We start from the raw sequence: 22011 nt of genomic DNA, 5'->3' as shown, positions 1-22011 counted from the left end.
CTAACCTTTTCATTAAAAAACATTACAGAATACATTATATTAATCACCTTTTTTGGCAGTTAATCGGTCATCATTTTTCATTTACTCTCCTTCTATCTTTACATCATAATTTTAAGGTTAATATTAAATAACACATCATCATTGTGTAACTTTTTGAGACCTATTCGAAGAGAATTATTACACTTAATAGAAATAAAAATTCGTTTAAAAGCAAAGACAAAATATGCCATTTAAAATTTTAACTCCGGAAGAAGCGGCGGAATATGTACACCATAATACAACAGTCGCATTTAGTGGTTTCACTCCTGCAGGATCTCCTAAAGTAGTTTCTAAGGCTATTGCTGAGAAAGCGAAAAGAGAGCATGAAGCTGGTAGAGAATTTAAAATTGGAATGATTACAGGTGCATCTACTGGTGATTCTTTGGATGGAGAATTGGCAAGAGCAAATGCTGTTAAATTCCGTACTCCATATCAGTCAAACAAAGATATGAGAGGTGCTATTAACAACGGTCATGTTGAATATTTTGACATGCACTTATCAGCATTAGCACAAGAGATGCGTTATGGTTTCTTTGGCGAAATTGATGTGGCAATTATTGAGGCAGCTGATATCACACCTAATGGTGAGGTTGTTCTTACTTCAGGTGTCGGTATCTCTCCAACAGCAACTAAATTAGCGAAAAAGGTAATTATTGAGTTAAACAGTAATCACCCTAAATTTATCAAAGGTCTTCACGATATTTATCAGCCATTAGACCCTCCTTACAGAAAGTCAATTCCAGTTTACTCTCCTGATGCTCGTATCGGTGAGCCAGTATTAAGAATTGATCCTTCTAAAATCATGGGTATTGTAGAAACAAGTGCTCCTGACGAAGTAGGTGGTTTTGCTCCTGTAGATGAGGTAACTCAAAAAATTGGTGATAACGTTGCCAACTTCTTGTCGGGTGAATTAGCAAAAGGTACTATTCCTAAAGAATTCTTACCAATCCAATCTGGTGTGGGTAATATTGCGAATGCTGTATTAGGTTCATTAGGTAAAAACCCTGGTATCCCTCCATTCAGAATGTATACTGAGGTAATTCAAGATGCAGTTATCGAATTAATGAGAAATGGCGATATCACTTTCGCTTCTGGTTGTTCATTAACTGTATCTCCTGATGTATTGAAAGACATTTACGGTGATTTCGATTTCTTCAAAGACAAATTAGTATTACGTCCTCAAGAGATCTCAAACAACCCAGAGATTGTTCGTCAGTTAGGTTTGATCACGATCAACACTGCAATTGAAGCGGACATCTTCGGTAACATCAACTCTACTCACGTATTGGGTACGAAGATGATGAACGGTATCGGTGGTTCTGGTGACTTCACTCGTAACTCATTCTTATCGATCTTCACTTGTCCTTCAGTGGCGAAAGGTGGTAGCATCAGTGCTATTGTACCAATGGTATCTCACGAAGATCACTCTGAGCACTCTGTGAAGGTGATCATCACTGAGCAAGGTGTAGCTGACTTAAGAGGTAAATCTCCTCGTCAACGTGCTGAAGCGATCATTGAGAACTGTGTTCACCCTGATTACAAAGAGACTTTAAGAGAGTACTTAGAAGTAACTTCAGGTCATCCACAAACGCCTCAAGCATTGGATAGAGTATTCAACATGCACTCGGAGTTCATGACTTCTGGTGACATGAGAAACACGAAATGGTAATTCATTTCCTATATTTTTTAAACTTAAAAAGCCGTTTCAACTTAGGTTGGAACGGCTTTTTTAATGATTATACCTGATTTATTTTCTGAAGATTAAGCTACTACAGAGAGCATTCTTCACTCTTAATTCTTCATGCTTACCTCATACCTCCCTATCTCATTCTCTGCCTTTTGAGCATGTAAGGAATGATGATTTGATCTATATCTTTTTTACTGTCTACCTCAACGTAATCAATTTTATATTGACCGCACTTCACATTTAAATCATGATAAAGCTGTTGAATAGTTTGCTGATATTGTTCTCTTACTTGTGATGGACGAAGTTTTTCCTTTTGACCAGATTCAACATCCACAAATACCATAGGGCGCTCTGGAAATTCCAATTGCAATTCCGTACTATGATCGGCAACATGGAATAACAACACCTCATGATTATTGTGTTTCAAATGCTGTAAGGCAGCAAACATTTCATCTCTGTTGCCCATTTGCCCCATCATATCAGAGAAAATAATCACCAAAGAACGTTTATGAATTGTTTCTGCTACTTGATGTAAAACCTTAGCAATGTGAGTTCCTTTCTGTGGAGGCGGCTTTTCCAGCATCTGCTGTAGTTTCACAAAGATCTGATGTAAATGCGTTCTTGTAGATTTCACCTGTGTCATTTCTTCCAAGTCATCAGAGAAAGTACACAAACCCACTGCATCCCTTTGTTTTTGCAACATATAGCCCAATGACGCTGCCGCCATGGTACTGAATGCCATCTTATCAAAGGTTTTATCAGGATAGTACATGGAAGGCGAACGGTCCAAAACAATCATAGCCCTCAGGTTCGTTTCCTCTTCATATCGTTTCGTAAAAAGCTTGTCTGTACGGGCGTACACTTTCCAGTCAATATGCCTTGTACTTTCGCCAGGGTTATAAAGATTGTGTTCTGCAAACTCTACCGAAAAACCATGATAAGGTGATTTATGTAATCCAGTAATAAAACCTTCCACCATTTGCTTGGCTAAAAGTTCAATATTACCGTATTGTCGTATTGTATCAAAAGAGATTTCTTGTAACATCTATAGTCTTACTTTAACTGAATGAAGTGTGTAATGTTAGCTGAAACAACTAACGTCAGTGTTAGGCATCAAATTATTTCTTGAATACCTAAAAGTTCTAAGAAGTCTCAACTTCCATTCTATTAAGTTACAAATGCTTTTTGACAAAGGCACCCTTATACCCTTTTGATTTTACCTTTTTAATACTATTTTTTGCTTCTTTCTGTGAAAAATCTCCATAAAGCAAACGGTAAATCACTTTACTCTTATGGTAACCCGATTGAATGTAGATTTCAGTCAGTCCTTTTTTATTGGCTATTTTCCCAGCTTCCTTCGCTTTTGAAAGGCTTGAATAAGATGCTAATTGCACTCCATATCCCTTTTTGATGTTTTTTGAAGTTCCCCAAATACTATAAGTACCTGGAGCTTTGAAAGACTTTGTCGAATGCTTTGGTGTATTACTAACTGTAACAGGTTTTTCTTTCTTCTTTTTGTCTTTTTTGATGTCTTTAGAAGATATGCTCTGTCCTGCACTACCCGATGTACCTTCTTTCACTTTTGTCCCTTGCCCGTTCGTTGCTAATATCTCAATTTCCACTTTAGCAATTCCATCTTCAATCATACCGATTTTGGAAGCGGCTGCTTTTGACAGATCAAGAATTCTGTTGGATTTAAAAGGCCCTCTGTCATTTACTCTTACTACAATCCATTTTCCGTTTTTAAGATTGGTTACTTTTAAATAAGTATCAAAAGGAAGCTCTCGGTGTGCACACGTGTAAGCATACATGTTGAAACGTTCTCCATTGGCCGTTTTTCTTCCATGGAATTTATTGGCATAATAAGACGACTGTCCTCTTTTTTTATCACCTACTTTAGTTTGTCCGTGAAGTGTAGTTATAGTCACTAAGCAGGATAATAGTAAAATTATCTTCTTTAGGTTCATCATTATAAAAAGTATGATTTAATTGTTATGGTGCTTCTTTTCAAAGCAGTCTGAATAGCCCCCTTTCTGGAACAATTGCAATAATGGCTGAGCGGCATCCGAAGATGAAAAGCACCCAATAAGCAAGCGGTAAACCTTTTGACCATTAGACCATCCTGTCTGCACAAAAATAGAGGAAATTAGATAATTTGATTCAATTTTTTTCCCTTCAGATAGCACGTATTCAATATCTGGCGAAGTAGCAAACTGAATACCAACACCTTCAATCGATTTTTTATCACCTCTTAATGTGTAGGTTCCTACTTCCGTAAATAATGTCTTATCAATATCTATGCTATTATTCTCTTCCTTTGCTTTAGCTTTGGCCTGTTGCTGTAATTTTCTTTTCTCTCTCAAAGTTGCTGGAGTATCTTTCAAAATGACTTCCACCATACTTTCAGTTTCGCCTATGATATCTAATCGCTGTGCCGCTTCATAAGTCATATCAATAATTCTTGAAGACGTATAGGGCCTGTCTACCACTTTTAACAACACTGTTTTTCCATTATCAATATTTCTTACTTTAATGATACTCCCAAAAGGAAAGTATTTGTGAGCAACATACATAGAGTCTTTGCTGAACTTCACTCCTCCTCTAGTAATAATTCCATCCCGATCATCAGGATAATATGAAGCTTTGCCCATCTCTTTATAACCAATTTTAGTGATGGTCTGAGAAAGCATAAAGTGATTGAGAGCTAAAAAAAATACAAGGAACAATAAAAGTTTTCTCTTCATTAAAGGTTAGTGTTTCTTAGAATCTTCATTTAAAATCGGGGGCAAACTTACAATTTTTTTCTCCTTTTACTTAATTTTTGCATTAAAGTAGAAATAAAATGCATTTTTTTTCGATTTGATTTGGATAATCGAAATGTTATATAAAAATTAGGATCGTAAATAAACTAAAAGATTAGGACTGTGGAAGAGAGAAGAGAAGAAATCTTTTCAAGGAAAGTTCGTGCCGGCAAGCGTACTTACTTCTTTGATGTTAAAGCAACTCGTTCGAACGACTATTACTTGACCATTACGGAGAGTAAAAAGCGTTTCAAAGATGATCAGCCTGTATTCGAAAAGCACAAAATTTTCTTATACAAGGAAGACTTTGAAAAATTTGTTGATGCTTTGGGGGAATGCGTAGATAAGGTCAAGAATGATCTTTTACCTGGAGAGGACTACGAATACAAAGAAAGTTTCGACGATGGATTCAAAAGCGAACCACTAGATAATGATTTATCTTACTAGGCCTTTGATCATCTCAAGTGAAAAAGACTCTTACTTATTTTCTTTAAGTAGGAGTCTTTTTTATCTTTAAACTCTAATTTGACCCTATTCCTATTATTTATTTTTTTGATGTTCTAAACGGTCTATATGATACCTGATAAACTCTATAATTCTATAAAATCAATTGCATCTGTTGCAAAGTATTTCCGTTCTTTCACAAATTTATTTTTGTTTATCGCAATCATAGCGGTACTTGGATGGCTTTCAGTGCAGTTGAAAGATATTTTAGCGTATATCATCATATCAATGATCATCTCATCTATATTACAAACGCCCACCAATTACATTGCAAACTTCCATGCGTTTGGATATAAGTTTCCCCGGACATTGGCGGTGTTTTGTTCATTTATCATCCTTTTTGGCATCATCGGTTTGTTTGTCTTCCTCTTTTATCCTTTGATCAAAAGTCAGATTGAGGTATTGACAGATAAAAATACGCAAGAATTGATAATGGTAGTTGAAGGACCTATTTATAGCCTTGAGAACTTAATAAGGGAATATATATTACAAGATGCAGAGAAAGGTTTCTTACTTGAGCAACTCACTGAGAGAATCACTTCTCTGATACAAAGTGACAGTATTAGAACTTTTGTGAATGGATTGATTGCCTTAACGGGTAATTTCTTTGTAGGTACTATGGCTGTGCTCTTTATCACTTTCTTTTTCCTATATGATCCAAGTTTATTAAGAAGACAGTTGATTATTCTTATTCCGAACAGGTATTTTGAGGTATCAATTTCAGCACTGATAAAAACGGAGAAATTACTTTCCAGTTATCTTCTAGGATTATTCCTTCAGATGCTTAGTATCTTCTCGATTGCCACTATCGGTTTAAAAATAGCCAATATTGAATATGCTATCACGATTGCTGTTTTTGCAGCTGTGGCCAATCTGATCCCCTATCTTGGACCCTTTATCGGAGGTTCCTTTGGTGTCCTTGTAGGCGTGCTTACAGACCCGTCTTTAACAGAGATGTCTGATTATATATTCTTGGTAGCAAAAGTACTCTCTGTATTTGGTGTAGTTCAATTAGTAGACAACGTAGTTGTACAGCCAATTATCTTCTCACGAAGTGTGAAAATGCACCCCCTTGCTATTTTCTTAGCAGTATTCGTAGGATCAGCTTTAGGCGGAGTAGTTGGGATGATTTTCGCTATTCCAACACTTACGATTTTGAAAGTAGGATCTGAAGAGTTTTGGTATGGCTATAAGAGATATCAGATTTTCAGGGATAAAACTCCTAAGTTGAAAAAAGAATAAAGCTACTATCTATCCATCCTATTTTTTAAAATGAGAAAACTAAAACTTCTAATTTTATCTTTTATCACTTTAGTTTTTTTAGGTGTTAATTATCAATTGCATACACAACACTTTTCTAAAGCAGGATCAAAAAGGGATATACTTTTACAGCTTAATTTTTTAGAAAATGAATTAAAAGAAAATCATTTAGGTGAGCAGATGCAAAATCTTTTTCCCGAAGGTTTTGTATTCGTCAATGCACTTTATGGCTTGTCTTGGTGTGAAATTTCATTAGCTCAACCCTATGACACTCTTCTACAAAAGAAAAGTATTGAAGAAGCCTTATTTGCCTATAATGCAATTCAAACACCTGATGCAAAAGTAATTTTTGCTCCATTTCTAAAACCGGAATATGGTGTTTTTCACACGGGCTGGTCCACCTACTTACTCTCAAAAATTCTAGCAGTAGATACTACTTTTCAAGACCATGAAAAGTATTCCATTGAACTGCAAAAGCAATGTGATAAAATTGCGGAGGCCTTTGAAAAGTCTTCTATCCCTTTTTTAGAGTCGTACCCTATGCAATCATGGCCTGCTGATAATTTTATCGCTATGGCTGCTTTAGCAAATTACGATAAAACATTTACTCCTCGATATAAGGGAATCATTGAGAAATGGATTAAAAAAGTCAGGAATTCTTTAGAGTCAGAATTAGGTATGATTCCTCATCAAACCCATTATGAAACTTCACAAATTATAGAAGGGTCAAGAGGTTCTTCCATGGCACTTATCTTAAGAGTACTGCCTGAAATTGACTCCGAATTTGGCAAGGCACAATACCAATTATTTAAAGAACATTTTGTTGAAACCACTTTTACTTTTCCATCCATCAGAGAATACCCTAAAGGTGAATTTGGATTGGGAGATATTGATTCAGGGCCTGTAATTTTTGGGGTTAGTTTTGCTGGAACTATTGTCGGTATTGGCACTTTTGCCGTTTTCGAAGACATTGATCTTTCAACCCAACAGTATCAAACAGTTAACGCTTTTGGGTTAACCGTCAAAAATGAACATGAAAAAATGTACTTAATTGGACGTCTGCCAATGGCTGATGCTTTTATTGCCTGGGGACGAGCAACGGCTTTAAAATACCAAAAAAGCAATAATATCAATTTTCTATGGAATTGGAAATTTCACCTCTGCTCTTTTCTTATTTTGATGCTATTATGGGGTGTATTTTTCAGAAAAAAACTTAGAAAACTCATCTCTTTTTAAACAACAATTAAAGCCTCTAATTAAAAATCAGGAGAACACATAAAGCTTATATCTCTTCTGCCTGAATAATACCTTTTACTGTCTTTAGTATCAATGTAGATTTTTATTGGCAGTATCTTATAAGACCTCTTTAACTCCTCATTATTAAGTTCATCGACATTACTTTTCTTGGCAAGAAAAGACCAACAATCGAAATAGGCTTCCTGTATAATTTTAATATCCTTGATCATTTTATCAGTAGAAAATGACTCTGAATAAGATAGCATAATAGTTGCTTTCTGTGGAGCTTCTGAAAAGCTCCTTTCCTTTCCATTATTCAACATAAAGTTTGTAATATCATTTTTATTGAATACAGAACTGTCAGATATATTGACCTGATTTCTAAATTTATGGTCACCTCTATCGCCTTCTTTCTCAATACATGAATAACTTACATTAACTGGAAACTCCAATCCGTTCTTATCACTTTTCACTAACAAGTAATGATTCCGAGGAAGAAATCTATTTTTACTCGATTACAAGGAGCAATAACTACATCATAAAAGTCTCCGAACGTATTGACAGTATCTAAATTTAAAATTGGTAGCTTTTCATCATTTAATAATTTAGAATAGAACTCATATTTGGTTGATTTCTCCTGACATGAAAACAGAAGGATAGAGAAAAGAAAAATAATGAAGTGTTTCATAGTTAATAAAAAAGATAGTTTGCTTTAAAAATAAGAGCATGTTTGAAACATCTCTTTTAGTAAAAATATATATTCCAAACATGCTCTAAATGACAGTGCTTTTTTGTACTGTCATTTTAATAAAATTATTTATTTCTGAAGAGAACAGAAACTAGAACCTGTGTTACTACAATCAATGGCAATGCAGCAACTTGCAAGAAGATCAATAATAATGCGGTTACTCCTATTAAGATATACCTTGCTTCATTTCCTTTCCATCCGAAATTCTTAAACTTTAATGAAACTAGAGGAATCTCGGCGTTCATCAAATAAGACATCACTAGAGCTATTCCTATCAGAAGGTACTTATTCAGAATATAGGGAGAAAACTCAGGATAGAATTTCAAGATTAACGGCAAGGAACCAATCAATAGTGCATTAGCTGGAGTTGGCACTCCTATAAAGCCATCCGATTGCCTTTCATCAATATTAAAGTTCGCTAAACGAATTGCTGAAAATGCTGCGATCAAATAAGCGATATATGGCAAATAAGTGGTCTGTGAATCTGATAGCAGTTCGACCTGTAAAAGCAATTGATAAAGAATTACCGCAGGCAAAACACCAAACGTAACCATATCTGCTAGTGAATCAAGCTCTTTTCCCATTGGAGATGAAACTTTCAACATTCTTGCGGCAAAACCATCAAAAAAGTCGAATGTGGCTCCAATCAAAATCATTGTAGCTCCTAACACCAAATCACCTTCAAAGCAAAATGAAATACCAATACAACCACTGATAAGGTTGCCACAGGTAATTGCATTAGGTATATGCTTTTTAATTCCCATAATTATCCTCTTACAAATGGATTACTTCTTTTCTCATCACCGATAGTTGTAAATGGTCCATGTCCTGGATATACAATTGTTTCGTCAGGCAAGGCATACATTACATTTTTGATATTATCTAATAATGTTTGATGATCTCCACCCGGCAAATCTGTTCTACCGATAGACGCTTTGAACAATACATCACCACCTAAAGCAATCTTTTGATCCTTATCAAAGAATACTAAGTGACCTGGAGAATGACCTGGGACATATAAAATTTGAAGTGATGTATTACCGAAAGTCAACTCTCCCTCATTTTCCAAAAGTTCATCATGCGTAGAAGTCACAAAACCAGGGATACCATATCTCGCCGCCGCATCAGCTCCCATTGCTAATGTTTCAATCTCCCCTTTTGGAATATATAATTTCACCCCAAATGTATCTTGACAGAATTTATTTCCGAAAACATGATCCAAGTGACAATGTGTATTTACTATCTTCACTACTTTCAGCTCATTGCTTTCAATAAAACCCTTCAACGCTTCTTCCTCAGAAGCATCATAACAACCTGGGTCGACAATAATTGCTTCTTTAGTTTCGTCCCAAACTACATAAGTATTTTCCTGAAAAGGGCTAAAAGTTAATGTATGTACGTTGATCATTCTATTTTATTACATTATAGATACTCACCTAAAGATCAGCTATTTGAAATAACTACTAAAGGCAGTAACTTTATTTTTGATTAAAATTTCTTCGAACGTACAAATTTTAACGTAGATATACTACCTTTTAAATGATTTTAGGGGTGTTAAGTGCTAATTCGATTTGCAATATTTATCGATATATTCCTGAGATTTTTTGTTTCCCAATTCATTTGCTTTATTAAAACCAACACATGCTTTATCCTTTTTCCCTAATCGTAAATAAGCTACTGCTCTTAGATGAATTGCATCAAAATCTTCGTCATCTTCTTCAATCAATACTATTAAATCATGGATGGCATTCGTATAATCCTTCAAATAAAAATGACTTACAGCCTTATTGTAATAACAACTTTGGGTATTGATCGGGAATTCTGGATTTAAGTTCGCCAATGTAATTTCATAATTCTGTACAGCCTTTCGGTAGTCTTTCATTCTGAAATAAATATTACCTGCTTTTAAATGGTAATCTGACTGATTGCGTTCTAGCTTGATTGTAATTTCAATGTACTTTTTGGCGTTTGCATAATCTTTCAACTCATAATAAGAACTTGCCACACCATAAGAATAATCAGAGAAATTGGGATTGAGTTCATAAGCATTAATAAAGTTTGTCAATGCCTTTTCATAAGCTTGATTACTGTACTCAGTTTTGGCTTTTTGATAATAATCAATAGCCTTGTTTAGTATTTCGTTTTCAATAATAGTTTCTTGTCCTGAAAGTAATTGTGACGACAATAGAAAGAAGAAAAATAAGATAGTTTTTTGTAACATTATTTTTAGATTGAAAGATAAAAAATGTAATATAAATTATAATTCAATTAAAGTGCCAATACTTCTCTTCCAAGCTTTTATTATGATATATAAAGAAAGGGTAAGTTTCTACTCTTGAAAAATCTATTCCGAATATGCTCTAAAGAACGTTATTCGAAATTATTAAAATGGTAAATAGTATTATTTTAAGGAATAGAATAAGATATTTGCATCAACATTGATTTTTTTGAGTATTCAGAATGACAGAAATAACAGATTATCTAATTGTAGGGCAAGGACTTGCCGGAAGTATATTAGCAGAGACAATAGCAAAGCGTCAGAAAACCTTTATGCTTATTGATAATGGAAGCCTTCAAAACTCATCAAGAGTTGCTGGGGGTTTGTATAATCCTATTACTGGTAGAAAGATGGTGAAGACTTGGCTTTGTGACCTGATTTTTGATAAAATAGAAGACTTTTACCCTGCCTTTGATGAAAAGTATAAGATCAAAAGTTTTATCAATATCCCTCTGTATTTCCCTTTTGATTCTCAAGAAAAACAAACAGACTGGATAGCAGCAAGTGCTGATGAGAAATATAATTCTTATGTAAAAGGTTTTGCCAAAGAAGGTCTTTATAGTGAATTTATAGATGGTACTTTTGGAGGAATGGAAGTACAAAGAAGTGGCTACTTGGATATTCCTGTTTTCCTAGATGCGTTTAAAAAAGCAAATAAAGAAAATATTCTTGAAGAAGAGTTTGATTACATTGCTCTTGAAGCGCATGACGGCTTTGTAAAATATAAAAATATTAAGGCAAAGCATGTAATCTTTGCAGAAGGTAACAAAGTAGAAAATAATCCCTACTTTACAGCGTTAGACTTTAGACCGGTAAAAGGAGAATTACTGCTTATTAAGTTCAAAAATGCAAGGTTTCAGCATATCATTAATCGAAATGGATTTATACTTCCTATTGATAATGAAGGGACCTGCAAATTAGGAGCTACATATGAAAGAGTGGAAGAAATGGACTCCCCGACACCTAAAGGGAAGAGACAGCTTCTTGAAAAAGTAGAGCCTCTGATAAAAGATGAATTTGAAATATTAGAGCATTGGTCAGGTATCCGTCCGGCTACATTTGACCGCCGTCCTTTTATTGGAACACATGAAAAATATAAAAATATTCATATATTTAATGGACTAGGTGCCAAAGGAGTTTCACTTGGACCGTATTTTTCTGAATTACTGCTAGAAAGCATCGAAAATGGTAAAGATTTACCTTATGAGGTAAGACTAAACAGGCTTTCTAAACAACAAAGAATTGAACAAAACTCGAAATAATGAATACTCAGCTCAATACCATTTTTTCAAAGTTACAGTTTAAGACTGTCCTCTTGTTTATTTTTTCACTGGTATTACTATTAGCTGCAACAGGTGCTAAAATTTATTTTGATGTTAAACTTGAAAAACTTCAATTCCAGAAGATAATTGGCAACTCAAAGGCATTAGCCAATTACAAAAATGCTTCTACTGAAATTGAAAAAACTATTCAAGAAATAAAGTCAGATGCTTTTGATTTATATCAAATCACGTTAGCTGATATCTATTATTTAAACGATAATGGAGCGGCTCTTTATTGGATCAATCAAGGTCAGGAAAGAAGCATTTTGAATAGAAGTCAGTCTAATGAGATACCCGATGAATTAAAAGTTTTTTTCAAAAATAATGAGGCTAGAAAAAGTCAATCTGTAGACGAATGGTATGCAGTGAGAGCGAAAATTAATAATGACTCTAATAAATCAATTGTCATTGTTGTCAATGAATTTGATTTATGGATGAAAGTTTCTTTGGCTTCTCTCCCATTAACAGCGCTTTCTATTTTGCTCTTCAGCATCCTTTTTATCTATCAATTATCAAGTTCCAATACTTGGTTAAGAAAACCTCTTTATAAATTCTTCAAGCACCTTGAATATGAAAGTCAGGGAATCAGCAATGAATTGGAAAGAGATGTACCTAATGAATGGCAGGATTTATTTTTAGAATACGATCTTTCTTTCAATCGAAAATTAAACAATAACGACCTTCCACAAGAGTCTGAGCAGGAAGCAACACAACGATTCCACGCGCAACTGCAAGAACTGAGATGGGCAAAAGAACAATTGGCAGAATGCCAGAAAAAAGCGGCTCAAGCACAATCTCCTTACCCTAATTCCAAATTAAAAGGCTTTTTTGACAGCTTTGAGAACGCCACAATTGGTATAATGGTGGCTGATGCCGACAGTATTCCTATTTTCCTCAATAATAAAGGGAAGGAAATATTAGGAAGAGGTGTATTGCCTAAGGATGAAAGTGATTTGACTGATATAAGAAAAATTTATGTGTCAGGTACAGATGTGGAGATGCCACAGGAACAACATCCTATCATTACAGTGAAACTGGAAAATAAACCTCAGATAGTCAAACACATTGATGCTTTTAACCCTGTAACAAAGGAAAGAAAAAAGATTCAAATGTACGCCACTCCTATAACAGCATACACTTCAATGAATGAATATTACCTAATATTAATAGCTGAAGAAAAGTAATTTTTCTTATTTTTAGAAAATAATTTGTTGTTCAAATAGAAAGCGAAGCTGCTAAAGCCTTGCTCCAATGGTCATAATAAGAAAACATGCCAATATTTCAGCTAGAAGAAGACAACGTACTATTTCCTCCTGCACGCTTAACAGATGAAAGCGGTATTCTTGCCGTTGGCGGTGATTTATCTGCCAAAAGAATTATAGAAGCCTACGCAAGTGGCGTTTTCCCTTGGTTCAATCCTGAAGACCCTCTACTCTGGTGGTCTCCTGATCCTCGTTGTGTTTTATTTCCTGAAAATATTTATGTTTCAAAAAGCATGCGTCAACTTTTAAGACGTAATACTTTTAAAGTCACTTTTGATCAGGACTTTGCTGGTGTAATTTCATCCTGCAAAGAAATCTATAGACCCGATCAAGGAGGCACATGGATTACAGATGAAATGGAGGAAGCCTACAATCATCTTCACAAAATTGGTTTTATGCACTCAGTTGAGGTATGGGAAGGAGATGAATTAGTGGGTGGATTATATGGAGGTGCTATGCAAAAAGCTTTTTTTGGCGAATCTATGTTTTCAAAAAGAAGCAACGCCTCGAAATATGGCTTTATTATGCTCTGCAAAAACCTGATTGAACAAGGTTATGAGATCATTGATTGTCAAATGCATACACCACATTTGGAAAGCTTAGGTGCAGAAGAAATACCTAGAGATGCTTTTCTTTTATATACAGAAAGAAATCAGCAGAGGGAATTTGACAGACAAAATTGGAATGAAATCTTTAGGACAGATTTCTTTACAAATCCGTAAGATCTATTATTTTTGAATTGAATTTGAATAGAGGGTTAATTTTATGATTAATTCTCAGCATACTAACATATACAAAACATGAACAAAGAAGTCGCTCAATTGAATCCCGTTGATATTTGGGAAAACTTTGAGAAAATGAATGCGGTTCCAAGAGGATCTAAGAAAGAAGAAAGAATTATTGCTTTTACAAAGAAGTTTGGAGAAGATTTAGGATTACCTACTTTCGTTGATAAGACAGGTAATGTGATCATCAAAAAACCTGCTACTCCAGGCATGGAAGACCGTAAAGGTATCATCATTCAGTCACATATTGATATGGTACACCAAAAGAATGCGGATACTGATTTTGATTTTGACAATGATGGAATTCAATCTTACATTGATGGTGATTGGGTAAAAGCAAAAGGTACAACTTTGGGTGCTGACAACGGTATTGGCGCTGCTACAATGATGGGTATCTTGGCTTCAAAAGATCTTGTACACGGTCCTATTGAAGCTTTATTTACGATAGATGAAGAAACAGGTATGACAGGTGCTTTCGGTTTAGAAGGCGGCATGCTTGATGGCCATATTTTATTAAACCTAGACACAGAGGACGAGCACGAATTGTGTATTGGCTGTGCAGGTGGTATTGACACAAATATCAATTATAACTACGAAGAAGTAACTGCTGAAGGTGCTGCTTTCAAAATTGATTTGAAAGGTTTGAAAGGTGGGCACTCAGGTTGCGAAATTCACTTAGGCCGTGGTAATGCGAATAAATTGATGAACCGTTTGTTATGGAGAACAAACCAGAAATTCGGTTTAGAGATTGCTGAAATTGATGGCGGTAGTCTAAGAAATGCTATTCCTCGTGAATCATTTGCTACTGTTGTTATTGCTGAAGATAAAGTAGAAGAATTCAAAGCTTACATTGCTGAATTTGAAGCTACAATCAAACAAGAATTACACGCTACTGAACCAAATCTAGTAATCAAACTTGATGCTGTTGAACTGCCTGCCAAAGTTATGGAGGTGAAAGCTCAAGAGGCATTGCTTAGTGCCGTTTACGCTGCACCTTGCGGAGTAATCAGAATGTCTGATGACTTAGAAGGTTTAGTAGAAACTTCTACGTCGCTTTCAAGAGTGATTGTAAAAGAAGGAAATGTTGTTGTTCAGTTCTTGACAAGAAGCTCAGTGGATTCAGCAAAATATGATGTTACTTATCAAATCGAAGGTGCATTTGCAATCACTGAAGGAAATGTTGAGCATGGTGGTGCTTACCCAGGTTGGACTCCAAACGCAAATTCTGAAATACTGGAGGAAATGAAAGAGATCCATCAAGAGCTATTCAATAAACCTGCAATTGTCAATGCAGTACACGCAGGTTTGGAATGTGGTATTATCGGTAGCCACTACCCTAACTTGGATATGATTTCCTTTGGCCCAACAATCAAAAACCCACACTCACCTGATGAGATGTGTGAAATCAATACAGTTCGTAGATTCTGGGACTTTATTAAAATCACTTTAGAAAGAGTTGCAAAGAAATAATCTTTCAAAGAAAATAGAAATGGTGAATTAGAATTCAAAGATTGTTTTCTGATTCACCATTTTTGATGTTAAGTACTAAGACAAAATTATTGAATTATTTTTGGCTTAATACTTATTTCGATTTGGAATAAGGTGAAGTATACTTTTGTTTAAAATCTTCAAATGAGATATTTTCAAAAGCTCCTTCCTCTATGTAAGAAAGAATAAGATGCATGTTTTTCTTGTCTTGAAAACCAGGTACTGGAACAGGGTTCGCTAAGAGTTGTTCCTTTTTATCCACTACAATAAATACTGTAGTTGGAAAACTCATTTTCCCATTCAATAAAGTGGCCGCCAATTCATGATATCCCTTCTTTCCTTGATTGATAAACTCATAAGTATCTCCTTGAAAATGAATTGCCTTTCGTGATTCTGCATTAAGTTTCACCGCATAGTAATTTTCATTGACATACTGCACAATGGAAGGATCAGAAAAAGTAGCTCTATCCATTTTCTTACACCATCCACACCAATCTGTATAAACATCAATAAATATTTTCCGAGGTTCTTTTTTACTTTTAGTGATGGCCTCCTCAAAACTCATCCACTTGATTTTATCTTGTGCCTGTAGACTTTGAGATAGTAGTAACACAAAAAATGCTGATAATAGAAATCGCATATAAATAATAATATTCAAAATGAAACGACTGTACAGTTTAACAACCCTTTGTCTTTTGATTTTAGGTGCTTTGAGTGTTCAAGCACAAAAGAAAACCTTAACATTAGAGGAATCCATCGTTGGAAGATGGTCCACTTTTTACCCTGAAAGAGTAAGTGTTCAATGGCAACCTGATGCAAAAGGTTATTATACCGCTATTGAAGATAACGCTTTAATTGCTACTTATGCTAAAAAAGGAACCAAGAAAACCTTAATTACTTTAGAGGAAGTAAAAAAATCTAATGAAAACTTAGAGGGTTTAAAAAGATTCCCTCGCTATAAATGGGTTGCTAAGAATGAATTCATTTTCAAAAATAGCAATCAAGTTTTTAAAACTGATATCATTTCAAAACAGTCTACATTAATAGGTACTTGGAATGATGATGGAGCAAATGCTGACTTTACTGCTGATTATTCAAAAGTAGCTTACACCATTGAAAACAATTTATTTTTAAATGTAGACGGAAAGGAAATCCAAGTTTCAGATGAAGCAAATAAGGAAATCGTTTTTGGACAAGTTGTACATAGAAATGAATTTGGAGTTCACAAAGGTACTTACTGGTCTCCGAAAGGAAATGCTATTGCTTATTACAGAAATGATCAGACGATGGTCACTGACTACCCTTTAGTCAACTTGACCACTACTCCAGCATCTGCAAATCCTACAAAATACCCTATGGCAGGGATGAAAAGTGAAGAAGTAACATTACACATTTATAATGTTGAGTCTCAAAAAAGCATTCAAGTGAAAACAACTGGACCGAAAGAACAGTATTTGACGAATGTTGTGTGGAGCCCAGATGAGCAATTCATTTACATTGGTATCTTAAATAGAGCTCAAAACCATTTAGCACTGAATCAATACAATGCTTTAAATGGTGAGTTTATCAAAACATTGTTTGAAGAGAAGGATGAGAAATACCTTTCAATCACTCATCCTATGGAATTCTTACCAAACAGTAATGATCAGTTTATTTGGAGAACTGAAAAGGACGGTTTCGAGCATGTGTATCTTTATAACACCGATGGAAAAGAATTAGCTCAATTAACTAAAGGTGATTGGGTTGTAATGGATATGATTGGTTTTGATAAGAAAAAGCAAAATCTGTTTGTTTTAGGAACTGACAATAACGGATTGGACAGACAAGTTTACAAAGCGAACTTGAAGTCACAAAAAGTTTCTAAAATCACAAATCAATCAGGTGTTTACAGTCAAGTACAATATGATGCGTCAAGCAATTTATTTTTAGCAGCTTTCACTAGCTTGAGTACAGCTAATACTCAAACTGTTTTTGATGGCAATGGTAAAACTTTGAAAACAATTCTTGAAGCTGAAGACCCTTTCAAAGAGTACAACGTTTCTCCTATCGAACTGTCAACTATCAAAGCAGCAGATGGTACTTCTATTTTAAATACTAGAATGATTAAGCCTGCTAACTTTGATCCGAATAAAAAGTATCCTGTAATTGTTTATGTCTACGGCGGACCTGGTGTTCAGCTAATCACTAACAGATGGCAAGCTGGTGCGGCACTTTGGATGCAAAAAGCAGCACAAGACGGTTATATCATTTACACTGTAGACAGCAGAGGTACTGAAAACAGAGGTAAAGACTTTGAACAAGCTACTCACTTAAAATTAGGAACTGAAGAAGTGAAAGACCAATTATTGGGTGTTGAATACTTAAAATCATTGCCTTATGTTGACGCTGAAAGAATGGCTATCCACGGATGGAGTTTTGGTGGTTTCATGACTACTTCATTAATGACTAAAGCGGCCGATACTTTCAAAGTTGGTGTTGCAGGGGGACCTGTAATGGATTGGGAACTTTATGAAGTGATGTATACTGAAAGATATATGTCAACTCCTCAGTTAAATGCTAGTGGTTATGAAGAGTCAAAACTATTGAACAAAACAACCTTATTAAAAGATAAATTACTGATTATTCATGGTTTAATTGATGACGTTGTTGTACCACAGCATTCTTTCTTATTCTTAGAAAACTGTGTGAAAAATGGGGTTCAAGTGGATTTCTTTACATATCCTGGACACCCTCACAACGTTAGAGGAAAAGACCGTGTACACTTAATGCAAAAAGTATTAATGTACATTGATGATGCTCTAGCTAAATAATATTCCACCTCCTCAATTTCAGCGCTTCAAACGCTTAAGTTGGGGAGGTCTTTTTTCTTTGAAATCGAATCCTTAATATTTTCAAAAAATAAAGCATTTTTGGCTTTACTGCATTATCTTGTGACGTTTTTGAAATCAAATTCTTAAACAAACTCTTTATTTTCAAATGACCAGTGAATAAAGTACACTATTTTCAAAAGATGTCTTTTGATATTTTTGTCCATTAAGTAAGTGAAAACAACTTGGCAAGGCAAACCCGGTCACTACCTCCTATTCAAAAAGCACGAAAGAATAGGAATTTTAAACGTGTAACATTAGAAACAGGGCATGTATTGATCATGCTCACAGATCCTATCTTTACGAAACAACAATAATGAAAAAACTTGCACTGCACTGGAAAATAATCATCGGGATGGTATTAGGACTCCTCCTAGGATTATTTATTAGCTACACTGGAAACGCTCAATTCTCAAATGATTGGATCAAACCCTTTGGTACTATCTTTATTCGATTACTGAAATTAATTGCAGTTCCCCTAGTTCTTATATCTTTGGTAAATGGTGTGGCTTCAATGACCGACCTTTCCAAATTATCAAAAATGGGTGGACGTGCTGTAGGAATATATTTAATCACAACCATAATCGCAGTCACTATTGGCCTTATTCTAGTCAATGTATTCCAACCTGGAGCAGGCTTCTCTGAAGAAATGAGGGCCAGTTTCATTGAACGTTTTGCTGATAGTGCTTCAACTAGAGTAGCACAAGCTTCTGAAGTACAACAAAGAAGCCCACTACAACCGCTCTTAGACATGGTGCCTGGTAATATTTTTAATGCTATGAGCAACAATAGCAATATGTTACAGGTTATCTTCTTTGCTATCTTATTTGGAGTTTCATTAGTTGCAATACCAACTGAACATGGAAAGGCTGTAAAAGATTTATTCCAAAGCTTGGATAAAATCATCTTGAAAATGGTAGATCTAATCATGCAATTTGCACCGTTTGGTGTCTTCGCATTGATTGCTTCATTAATCACAGACTTTACAGGAAATGATCCTTCTAAAGCTACTGAGTTATTACTGACACTTGGTTTCTACTCACTTGTTGTAATTATTGGCTTGCTGATTATGGTAGCCGTAGTATACCCTTCTATCTTAAGAATTTTTGCTAAAGTGAATTTCTCTCGATTTATCAGAGGTATTTTCCCAGCACAAATGATGGCTTTTTCTACAAGTAGTAGTGCTGCAGCCCTGCCCGTTACGATGAAACAAGTGGAAGAAGAATTAGGTGTATCAGAAGAAACTACCAGCTTTGTGCTTCCATTGGGAGCTACGGTAAATATGGATGGTACAAGTTTATACCAAGGTGTGGCCGCAGTTTTTATCGCTCAAGTATTTGGAGAAGATTTAACGCTTGCTGATCAAATATCTATCGTAATTACTGCAACATTGGCTTCAATTGGTTCTGCCGCGGTTCCCGGTGCAGGTATCATTATGCTGATTATTGTACTTGAACAAGTGGGCTTACCAACTGAAGGTATTGCATTAATCCTTGCTCCTGATAGAATTCTAGATATGTTCAGAACAGTAGTCAACGTAACCGGTGATTCCACTGTGGCTATATTAGTAGATAAATCTGTGGGTAATAAACCTTCCATCGAAGGTACTGAAGTAGAATTAAAGTAAATAATACTGCACTTAAAGCAGTTATAATCTATAGATTGAAAGCTGATTCATTGACTTGGATCAGCTTTTTTTCCAAATAAAACATTCCAATTCACATTTCATTTCAAAAACACTCCTAACTTTGCAGCATGAAGAAGAAATCTCTAGAATTATTAGCACCCGCAAAAGACATTGAAATTGGATTCTCAGCAATCAACCATGGTGCTGATGCAGTATATATTGGACCAAAAGCATTTGGTGCAAGAGACGGTGTAGGCAACTCTATTCAGGATATTGAAAAACTGACAAAACACGCCCACCGTTTTAATGCAAAGATTTTTGCTACAATGAATACCTTGCTGTTTGATCATGAATTAGATCAAGCACACCAACAAGCATGGGATTTATATCATGCAGGCGTAGACTCTTTGATTATTCAAGATATGGGTCTTTTAGAGATGGACCTTCCTCCTATTCCTTTGCATGCAAGTACTCAAACTCACAATTACGACCTTGAGAAAGTCATGTTCCTTGAAAAAGTAGGATTTGACAGAGTTGTACTTGCTAGAGAGCTTTCTATTAAACAAATCCAAGAGATCGGTGAAAAAACAAATGTTGAATTAGAAGCATTTGTGGCCGGAGCTCTTTGTGTTAGTTTAAGTGGTCAGTGTTATATGAGTAACAATGTAGGAGACCGTTCTGCCAACAGAGGAGCATGTGGTCAACCCTGCCGTTTGCCTTATGACTTAGTGGATAACGCAGGTCAAAAATTGGCGAATCAAAAGCACTTACTTTCATTAAAAGACCTCAACTTGAGTGATTATGTTTTACCATTGGCAAGAGCTGGTGTAAAATCATTCAAAATTGAAGGACGTTTGAAAGATGAAGCCTACGTGAAAAATATGGTTGGTAATTTCAGAAAACGTATTGATTTCGTATTAGATAAATATGGTGATGAGTTTATTCCTGATTCACAGGGTAAAGTGACTCTTGGTTTTGATCCGGCACCAGAAAAGACATACAATAGAGAATTCACCACTTATTTCTACGAAAAAAGAAAAGATACTATTGCCAATTTTGATACTCCGAAAGCGATTGGAGATCGAATTGGTGTAGTAAAACAAATAAAAGCCAATCAATACCTGATTGAAACTGATAAAAAACTGATTCCTGGTGATGGTTTATGTTTCCTAGACAAGCATGAAAAACTCCAAGGAATGAAAGTGGAACACGTTGATGACAAAGGATGGATCAAAACATCTTTAGTAATGGGTGTTCGTGTTGGTGCTGAAATCTTCAGAAACTACGATCAGCAGTATAATAAAGAATTAAAGAGTGAAAAGACAGTCCGTAAAATTGATGCTGACATTCGTTTAGACTGGCATGATCATCAAGTTGATCTTTCTATTGAAGATATTTACTGTAATAAAATCACTCATCATTATAAAGAGCCTTTTGAATTAGCTTCTAACAAAGAGAAAGCTGTTCAAAACTTGACTAAATCTTTGAAAAAGTCAGGTAACACTATCTTTGATGTGATGAATGTAACACTTCCTGAAGGAGATATTCCATTTATCCCTGGCGGAAAAGTGAATCAATGGAGAAGAGATCTTATTGAAGCATTAGAAGAGAAAAGAAACAGCAGTTATAAACAACCTTCAAGGTTAAATACAGAGATTGATGATACTTATCCTTTCTACCAAAAGAAATTTGATCATCATGGCAATGTATTAAATCAAAAAGCTAGAGAATTTTATACTCGTCATGGTGTAGAAGAAATTGCTGAAGGTTTTGAAGGGCGTGAAGATAAAAGTAAGCTTCGTCTAATGACGACAAAGCACTGTCTTCGTTATCAAATAGGTATGTGTGATGAACACGAAACTTTTGTCACTCCTCCTGATAATGTACAGTTTCCTCTTTTCCTAAAATATAAAGACGTTAGGTATAAGTTGAAATTCAATTGTAAAGATTGTGTAATGCTTATTGATGATGCTCCTGAAGAAGAGCCATCTAAATAAAACATTTCAAAATATAATAAATCCCAAGTTTAGTAAATTTGGTAGATAACTATTTAAGTGTTGTTATACCACCTATCTATTAATATTTGGTCTTTTTTAGATGGACGTCC

At 35.1% G+C, this 22011-nt stretch carries 19 protein-coding genes; 11 read left to right on the top strand and 8 right to left on the bottom strand.

Features of this window, described 5'->3' with window-relative positions; all coding sequences use genetic code 11:
• Positions 1-223 precede the first annotated feature (223 nt).
• Positions 224-1708 carry an acetyl-CoA hydrolase/transferase family protein gene (locus HHU12_RS22940; RefSeq protein ID WP_169659079.1) on the top strand — a complete coding sequence of 495 codons (1485 nt, stop codon included), beginning with the start codon at positions 224-226 and terminating at the stop codon, positions 1706-1708.
• A 151-nt stretch (positions 1709-1859) separates the two neighbouring features.
• Here the strand turns inward: HHU12_RS22940 and HHU12_RS22935 are convergent, their stop codons facing one another.
• The 3 genes from HHU12_RS22935 to HHU12_RS22925 all read right to left on the bottom strand — a co-directional run bounded on the left by HHU12_RS22935 (position 1860) and on the right by HHU12_RS22925 (position 4470).
• Entirely contained in the window at positions 1860-2771 is a 912-nt protein-coding gene (locus HHU12_RS22935; RefSeq protein WP_044203801.1) for a DUF58 domain-containing protein, read from the bottom strand.
• A 127-nt stretch (positions 2772-2898) separates the two neighbouring features.
• A complete protein-coding gene (locus HHU12_RS22930) occupies positions 2899-3696 on the bottom strand; it encodes a septal ring lytic transglycosylase RlpA family protein (RefSeq protein WP_169659078.1) in 798 nt (265 codons plus the stop codon).
• Between the two features lie 15 nt (positions 3697-3711).
• Positions 3712-4470: a septal ring lytic transglycosylase RlpA family protein gene (locus HHU12_RS22925; protein ID WP_169659077.1), complete on the bottom strand. Its 759-nt coding sequence runs from the start codon at positions 4468-4470 to the stop codon at positions 3712-3714.
• Between the two features lie 180 nt (positions 4471-4650).
• Here HHU12_RS22925 and HHU12_RS22920 point away from each other — a divergent pair, with 180 nt between their 5' ends.
• From HHU12_RS22920 to HHU12_RS22910, 3 genes are all read left to right on the top strand, one after another.
• Positions 4651-4974: a DUF3276 family protein gene (locus HHU12_RS22920; RefSeq protein ID WP_169659076.1), complete on the top strand. Its 324-nt coding sequence runs from the start codon at positions 4651-4653 to the stop codon at positions 4972-4974.
• Positions 4975-5100: 126 nt separating this feature from the next.
• On the top strand, positions 5101-6273 hold the full coding sequence (locus HHU12_RS22915; RefSeq protein WP_169659075.1) for an AI-2E family transporter: 1173 nt from the start codon (positions 5101-5103) through the stop codon (positions 6271-6273).
• Positions 6274-6303: 30 nt separating this feature from the next.
• Positions 6304-7527, top strand: a complete 1224-nt coding sequence (locus HHU12_RS22910) for a hypothetical protein (protein ID WP_169659074.1) — start codon at positions 6304-6306, stop codon at positions 7525-7527.
• A 20-nt stretch (positions 7528-7547) separates the two neighbouring features.
• On the opposite strand, the gene HHU12_RS22905 is transcribed toward HHU12_RS22910, so the two are convergent.
• From HHU12_RS22905 to HHU12_RS22890, 4 genes are all read right to left on the bottom strand, one after another.
• A complete protein-coding gene (locus HHU12_RS22905; RefSeq protein WP_169659073.1) occupies positions 7548-8000 on the bottom strand; it encodes a hypothetical protein in 453 nt (150 codons plus the stop codon).
• A gap of 340 nt (positions 8001-8340) precedes the next feature.
• Positions 8341-9039 carry a CDP-diacylglycerol--serine O-phosphatidyltransferase gene (pssA, locus tag HHU12_RS22900; RefSeq protein WP_169659072.1) on the bottom strand — a complete coding sequence of 233 codons (699 nt, stop codon included), beginning with the start codon at positions 9037-9039 and terminating at the stop codon, positions 8341-8343.
• A gap of 2 nt (positions 9040-9041) precedes the next feature.
• Positions 9042-9683, bottom strand: a complete 642-nt coding sequence (locus HHU12_RS22895) for an MBL fold metallo-hydrolase (protein WP_169659071.1) — start codon at positions 9681-9683, stop codon at positions 9042-9044.
• Between the two features lie 153 nt (positions 9684-9836).
• Positions 9837-10496, bottom strand: a complete 660-nt coding sequence (locus HHU12_RS22890) for a tetratricopeptide repeat protein (RefSeq protein ID WP_169659070.1) — start codon at positions 10494-10496, stop codon at positions 9837-9839.
• A gap of 239 nt (positions 10497-10735) precedes the next feature.
• Here HHU12_RS22890 and HHU12_RS22885 point away from each other — a divergent pair, with 239 nt between their 5' ends.
• From HHU12_RS22885 to HHU12_RS22870, 4 genes are all read left to right on the top strand, one after another.
• Positions 10736-11815 carry an NAD(P)/FAD-dependent oxidoreductase gene (locus HHU12_RS22885; protein ID WP_169659069.1) on the top strand — a complete coding sequence of 360 codons (1080 nt, stop codon included), beginning with the start codon at positions 10736-10738 and terminating at the stop codon, positions 11813-11815.
• On the top strand, positions 11815-13059 hold the full coding sequence (locus tag HHU12_RS22880; protein ID WP_169659068.1) for a hypothetical protein: 1245 nt from the start codon (positions 11815-11817) through the stop codon (positions 13057-13059). The genes HHU12_RS22885 and HHU12_RS22880 overlap by 1 nt, the downstream gene beginning before the upstream one ends.
• Positions 13060-13145: 86 nt before the next feature.
• Positions 13146-13859 carry a leucyl/phenylalanyl-tRNA--protein transferase gene (aat, locus tag HHU12_RS22875; RefSeq protein ID WP_169659067.1) on the top strand — a complete coding sequence of 238 codons (714 nt, stop codon included), beginning with the start codon at positions 13146-13148 and terminating at the stop codon, positions 13857-13859.
• Positions 13860-13937: 78 nt separating this feature from the next.
• A complete protein-coding gene (locus HHU12_RS22870) occupies positions 13938-15392 on the top strand; it encodes an aminoacyl-histidine dipeptidase (protein ID WP_169659066.1) in 1455 nt (484 codons plus the stop codon).
• A gap of 112 nt (positions 15393-15504) precedes the next feature.
• Here HHU12_RS22870 and HHU12_RS22865 read toward each other — a convergent pair whose 3' ends face one another.
• On the bottom strand, positions 15505-16050 hold the full coding sequence (locus tag HHU12_RS22865; RefSeq protein ID WP_169659065.1) for a thioredoxin family protein: 546 nt from the start codon (positions 16048-16050) through the stop codon (positions 15505-15507).
• A gap of 19 nt (positions 16051-16069) precedes the next feature.
• Between HHU12_RS22865 and HHU12_RS22860 the strand changes: the two genes are divergently transcribed.
• The 3 genes from HHU12_RS22860 (at position 16070) to HHU12_RS22850 (ending at position 21901) form a co-directional block, all read left to right on the top strand.
• The gene (locus HHU12_RS22860; protein WP_169659064.1) at positions 16070-18220 is read left to right on the top strand and encodes a S9 family peptidase; all 2151 of its coding nucleotides are present in this window, start codon (positions 16070-16072) and stop codon (positions 18218-18220) included.
• Positions 18221-18593: 373 nt separating this feature from the next.
• Positions 18594-19904 (top strand): dicarboxylate/amino acid:cation symporter, encoded by a 1311-nt coding sequence (locus HHU12_RS22855; RefSeq protein ID WP_169659063.1) that lies wholly within the window; start codon positions 18594-18596, stop codon positions 19902-19904.
• Between the two features lie 128 nt (positions 19905-20032).
• On the top strand, positions 20033-21901 hold the full coding sequence (locus HHU12_RS22850) for a peptidase U32 family protein (protein WP_169659062.1): 1869 nt from the start codon (positions 20033-20035) through the stop codon (positions 21899-21901).
• Positions 21902-22011: the final 110 nt, after the last annotated feature.

The sequence above is a fragment of the Flammeovirga aprica JL-4 genome (assembly GCF_012844305.1).
Taxonomy (GTDB): domain Bacteria; phylum Bacteroidota; class Bacteroidia; order Cytophagales; family Flammeovirgaceae; genus Flammeovirga; species Flammeovirga aprica.
Note: the sequence above shows the minus strand (reverse complement) of the source record. Positions and strands in the feature narration are given on the sequence as shown.

What these genes read in the sequence shown, in the direction of transcription:
- HHU12_RS22880 (WP_169659068.1), top strand. Translation starts at nt 11,815, where the DNA reads ATGAATACTCAGCTCAATACCATTTTTTCAAAGTTACAGTTTAAGACT.
- HHU12_RS22910 (WP_169659074.1), top strand. Translation starts at nt 6,304, where the DNA reads ATGAGAAAACTAAAACTTCTAATTTTATCTTTTATCACTTTAGTTTTT.
- HHU12_RS22855 (WP_169659063.1), top strand. Translation starts at nt 18,594, where the DNA reads ATGAAAAAACTTGCACTGCACTGGAAAATAATCATCGGGATGGTATTA.
- HHU12_RS22870 (WP_169659066.1), top strand. Translation starts at nt 13,938, where the DNA reads ATGAACAAAGAAGTCGCTCAATTGAATCCCGTTGATATTTGGGAAAAC.
- HHU12_RS22865 (WP_169659065.1), bottom strand. Translation starts at nt 16,050, where the DNA reads ATGCGATTTCTATTATCAGCATTTTTTGTGTTACTACTATCTCAAAGT.
- HHU12_RS22890 (WP_169659070.1), bottom strand. Translation starts at nt 10,496, where the DNA reads ATGTTACAAAAAACTATCTTATTTTTCTTCTTTCTATTGTCGTCACAA.
- HHU12_RS22895 (WP_169659071.1), bottom strand. Translation starts at nt 9,683, where the DNA reads ATGATCAACGTACATACATTAACTTTTAGCCCTTTTCAGGAAAATACT.
- pssA (WP_169659072.1), bottom strand. Translation starts at nt 9,039, where the DNA reads ATGGGAATTAAAAAGCATATACCTAATGCAATTACCTGTGGCAACCTT.
- HHU12_RS22915 (WP_169659075.1), top strand. Translation starts at nt 5,101, where the DNA reads ATGATACCTGATAAACTCTATAATTCTATAAAATCAATTGCATCTGTT.
- HHU12_RS22925 (WP_169659077.1), bottom strand. Translation starts at nt 4,470, where the DNA reads ATGAAGAGAAAACTTTTATTGTTCCTTGTATTTTTTTTAGCTCTCAAT.
- aat (WP_169659067.1), top strand. Translation starts at nt 13,146, where the DNA reads ATGCCAATATTTCAGCTAGAAGAAGACAACGTACTATTTCCTCCTGCA.
- HHU12_RS22940 (WP_169659079.1), top strand. Translation starts at nt 224, where the DNA reads ATGCCATTTAAAATTTTAACTCCGGAAGAAGCGGCGGAATATGTACAC.
- HHU12_RS22935 (WP_044203801.1), bottom strand. Translation starts at nt 2,771, where the DNA reads ATGTTACAAGAAATCTCTTTTGATACAATACGACAATACGGTAATATT.
- HHU12_RS22850 (WP_169659062.1), top strand. Translation starts at nt 20,033, where the DNA reads ATGAAGAAGAAATCTCTAGAATTATTAGCACCCGCAAAAGACATTGAA.
- HHU12_RS22930 (WP_169659078.1), bottom strand. Translation starts at nt 3,696, where the DNA reads ATGATGAACCTAAAGAAGATAATTTTACTATTATCCTGCTTAGTGACT.
- HHU12_RS22885 (WP_169659069.1), top strand. Translation starts at nt 10,736, where the DNA reads ATGACAGAAATAACAGATTATCTAATTGTAGGGCAAGGACTTGCCGGA.
- HHU12_RS22860 (WP_169659064.1), top strand. Translation starts at nt 16,070, where the DNA reads ATGAAACGACTGTACAGTTTAACAACCCTTTGTCTTTTGATTTTAGGT.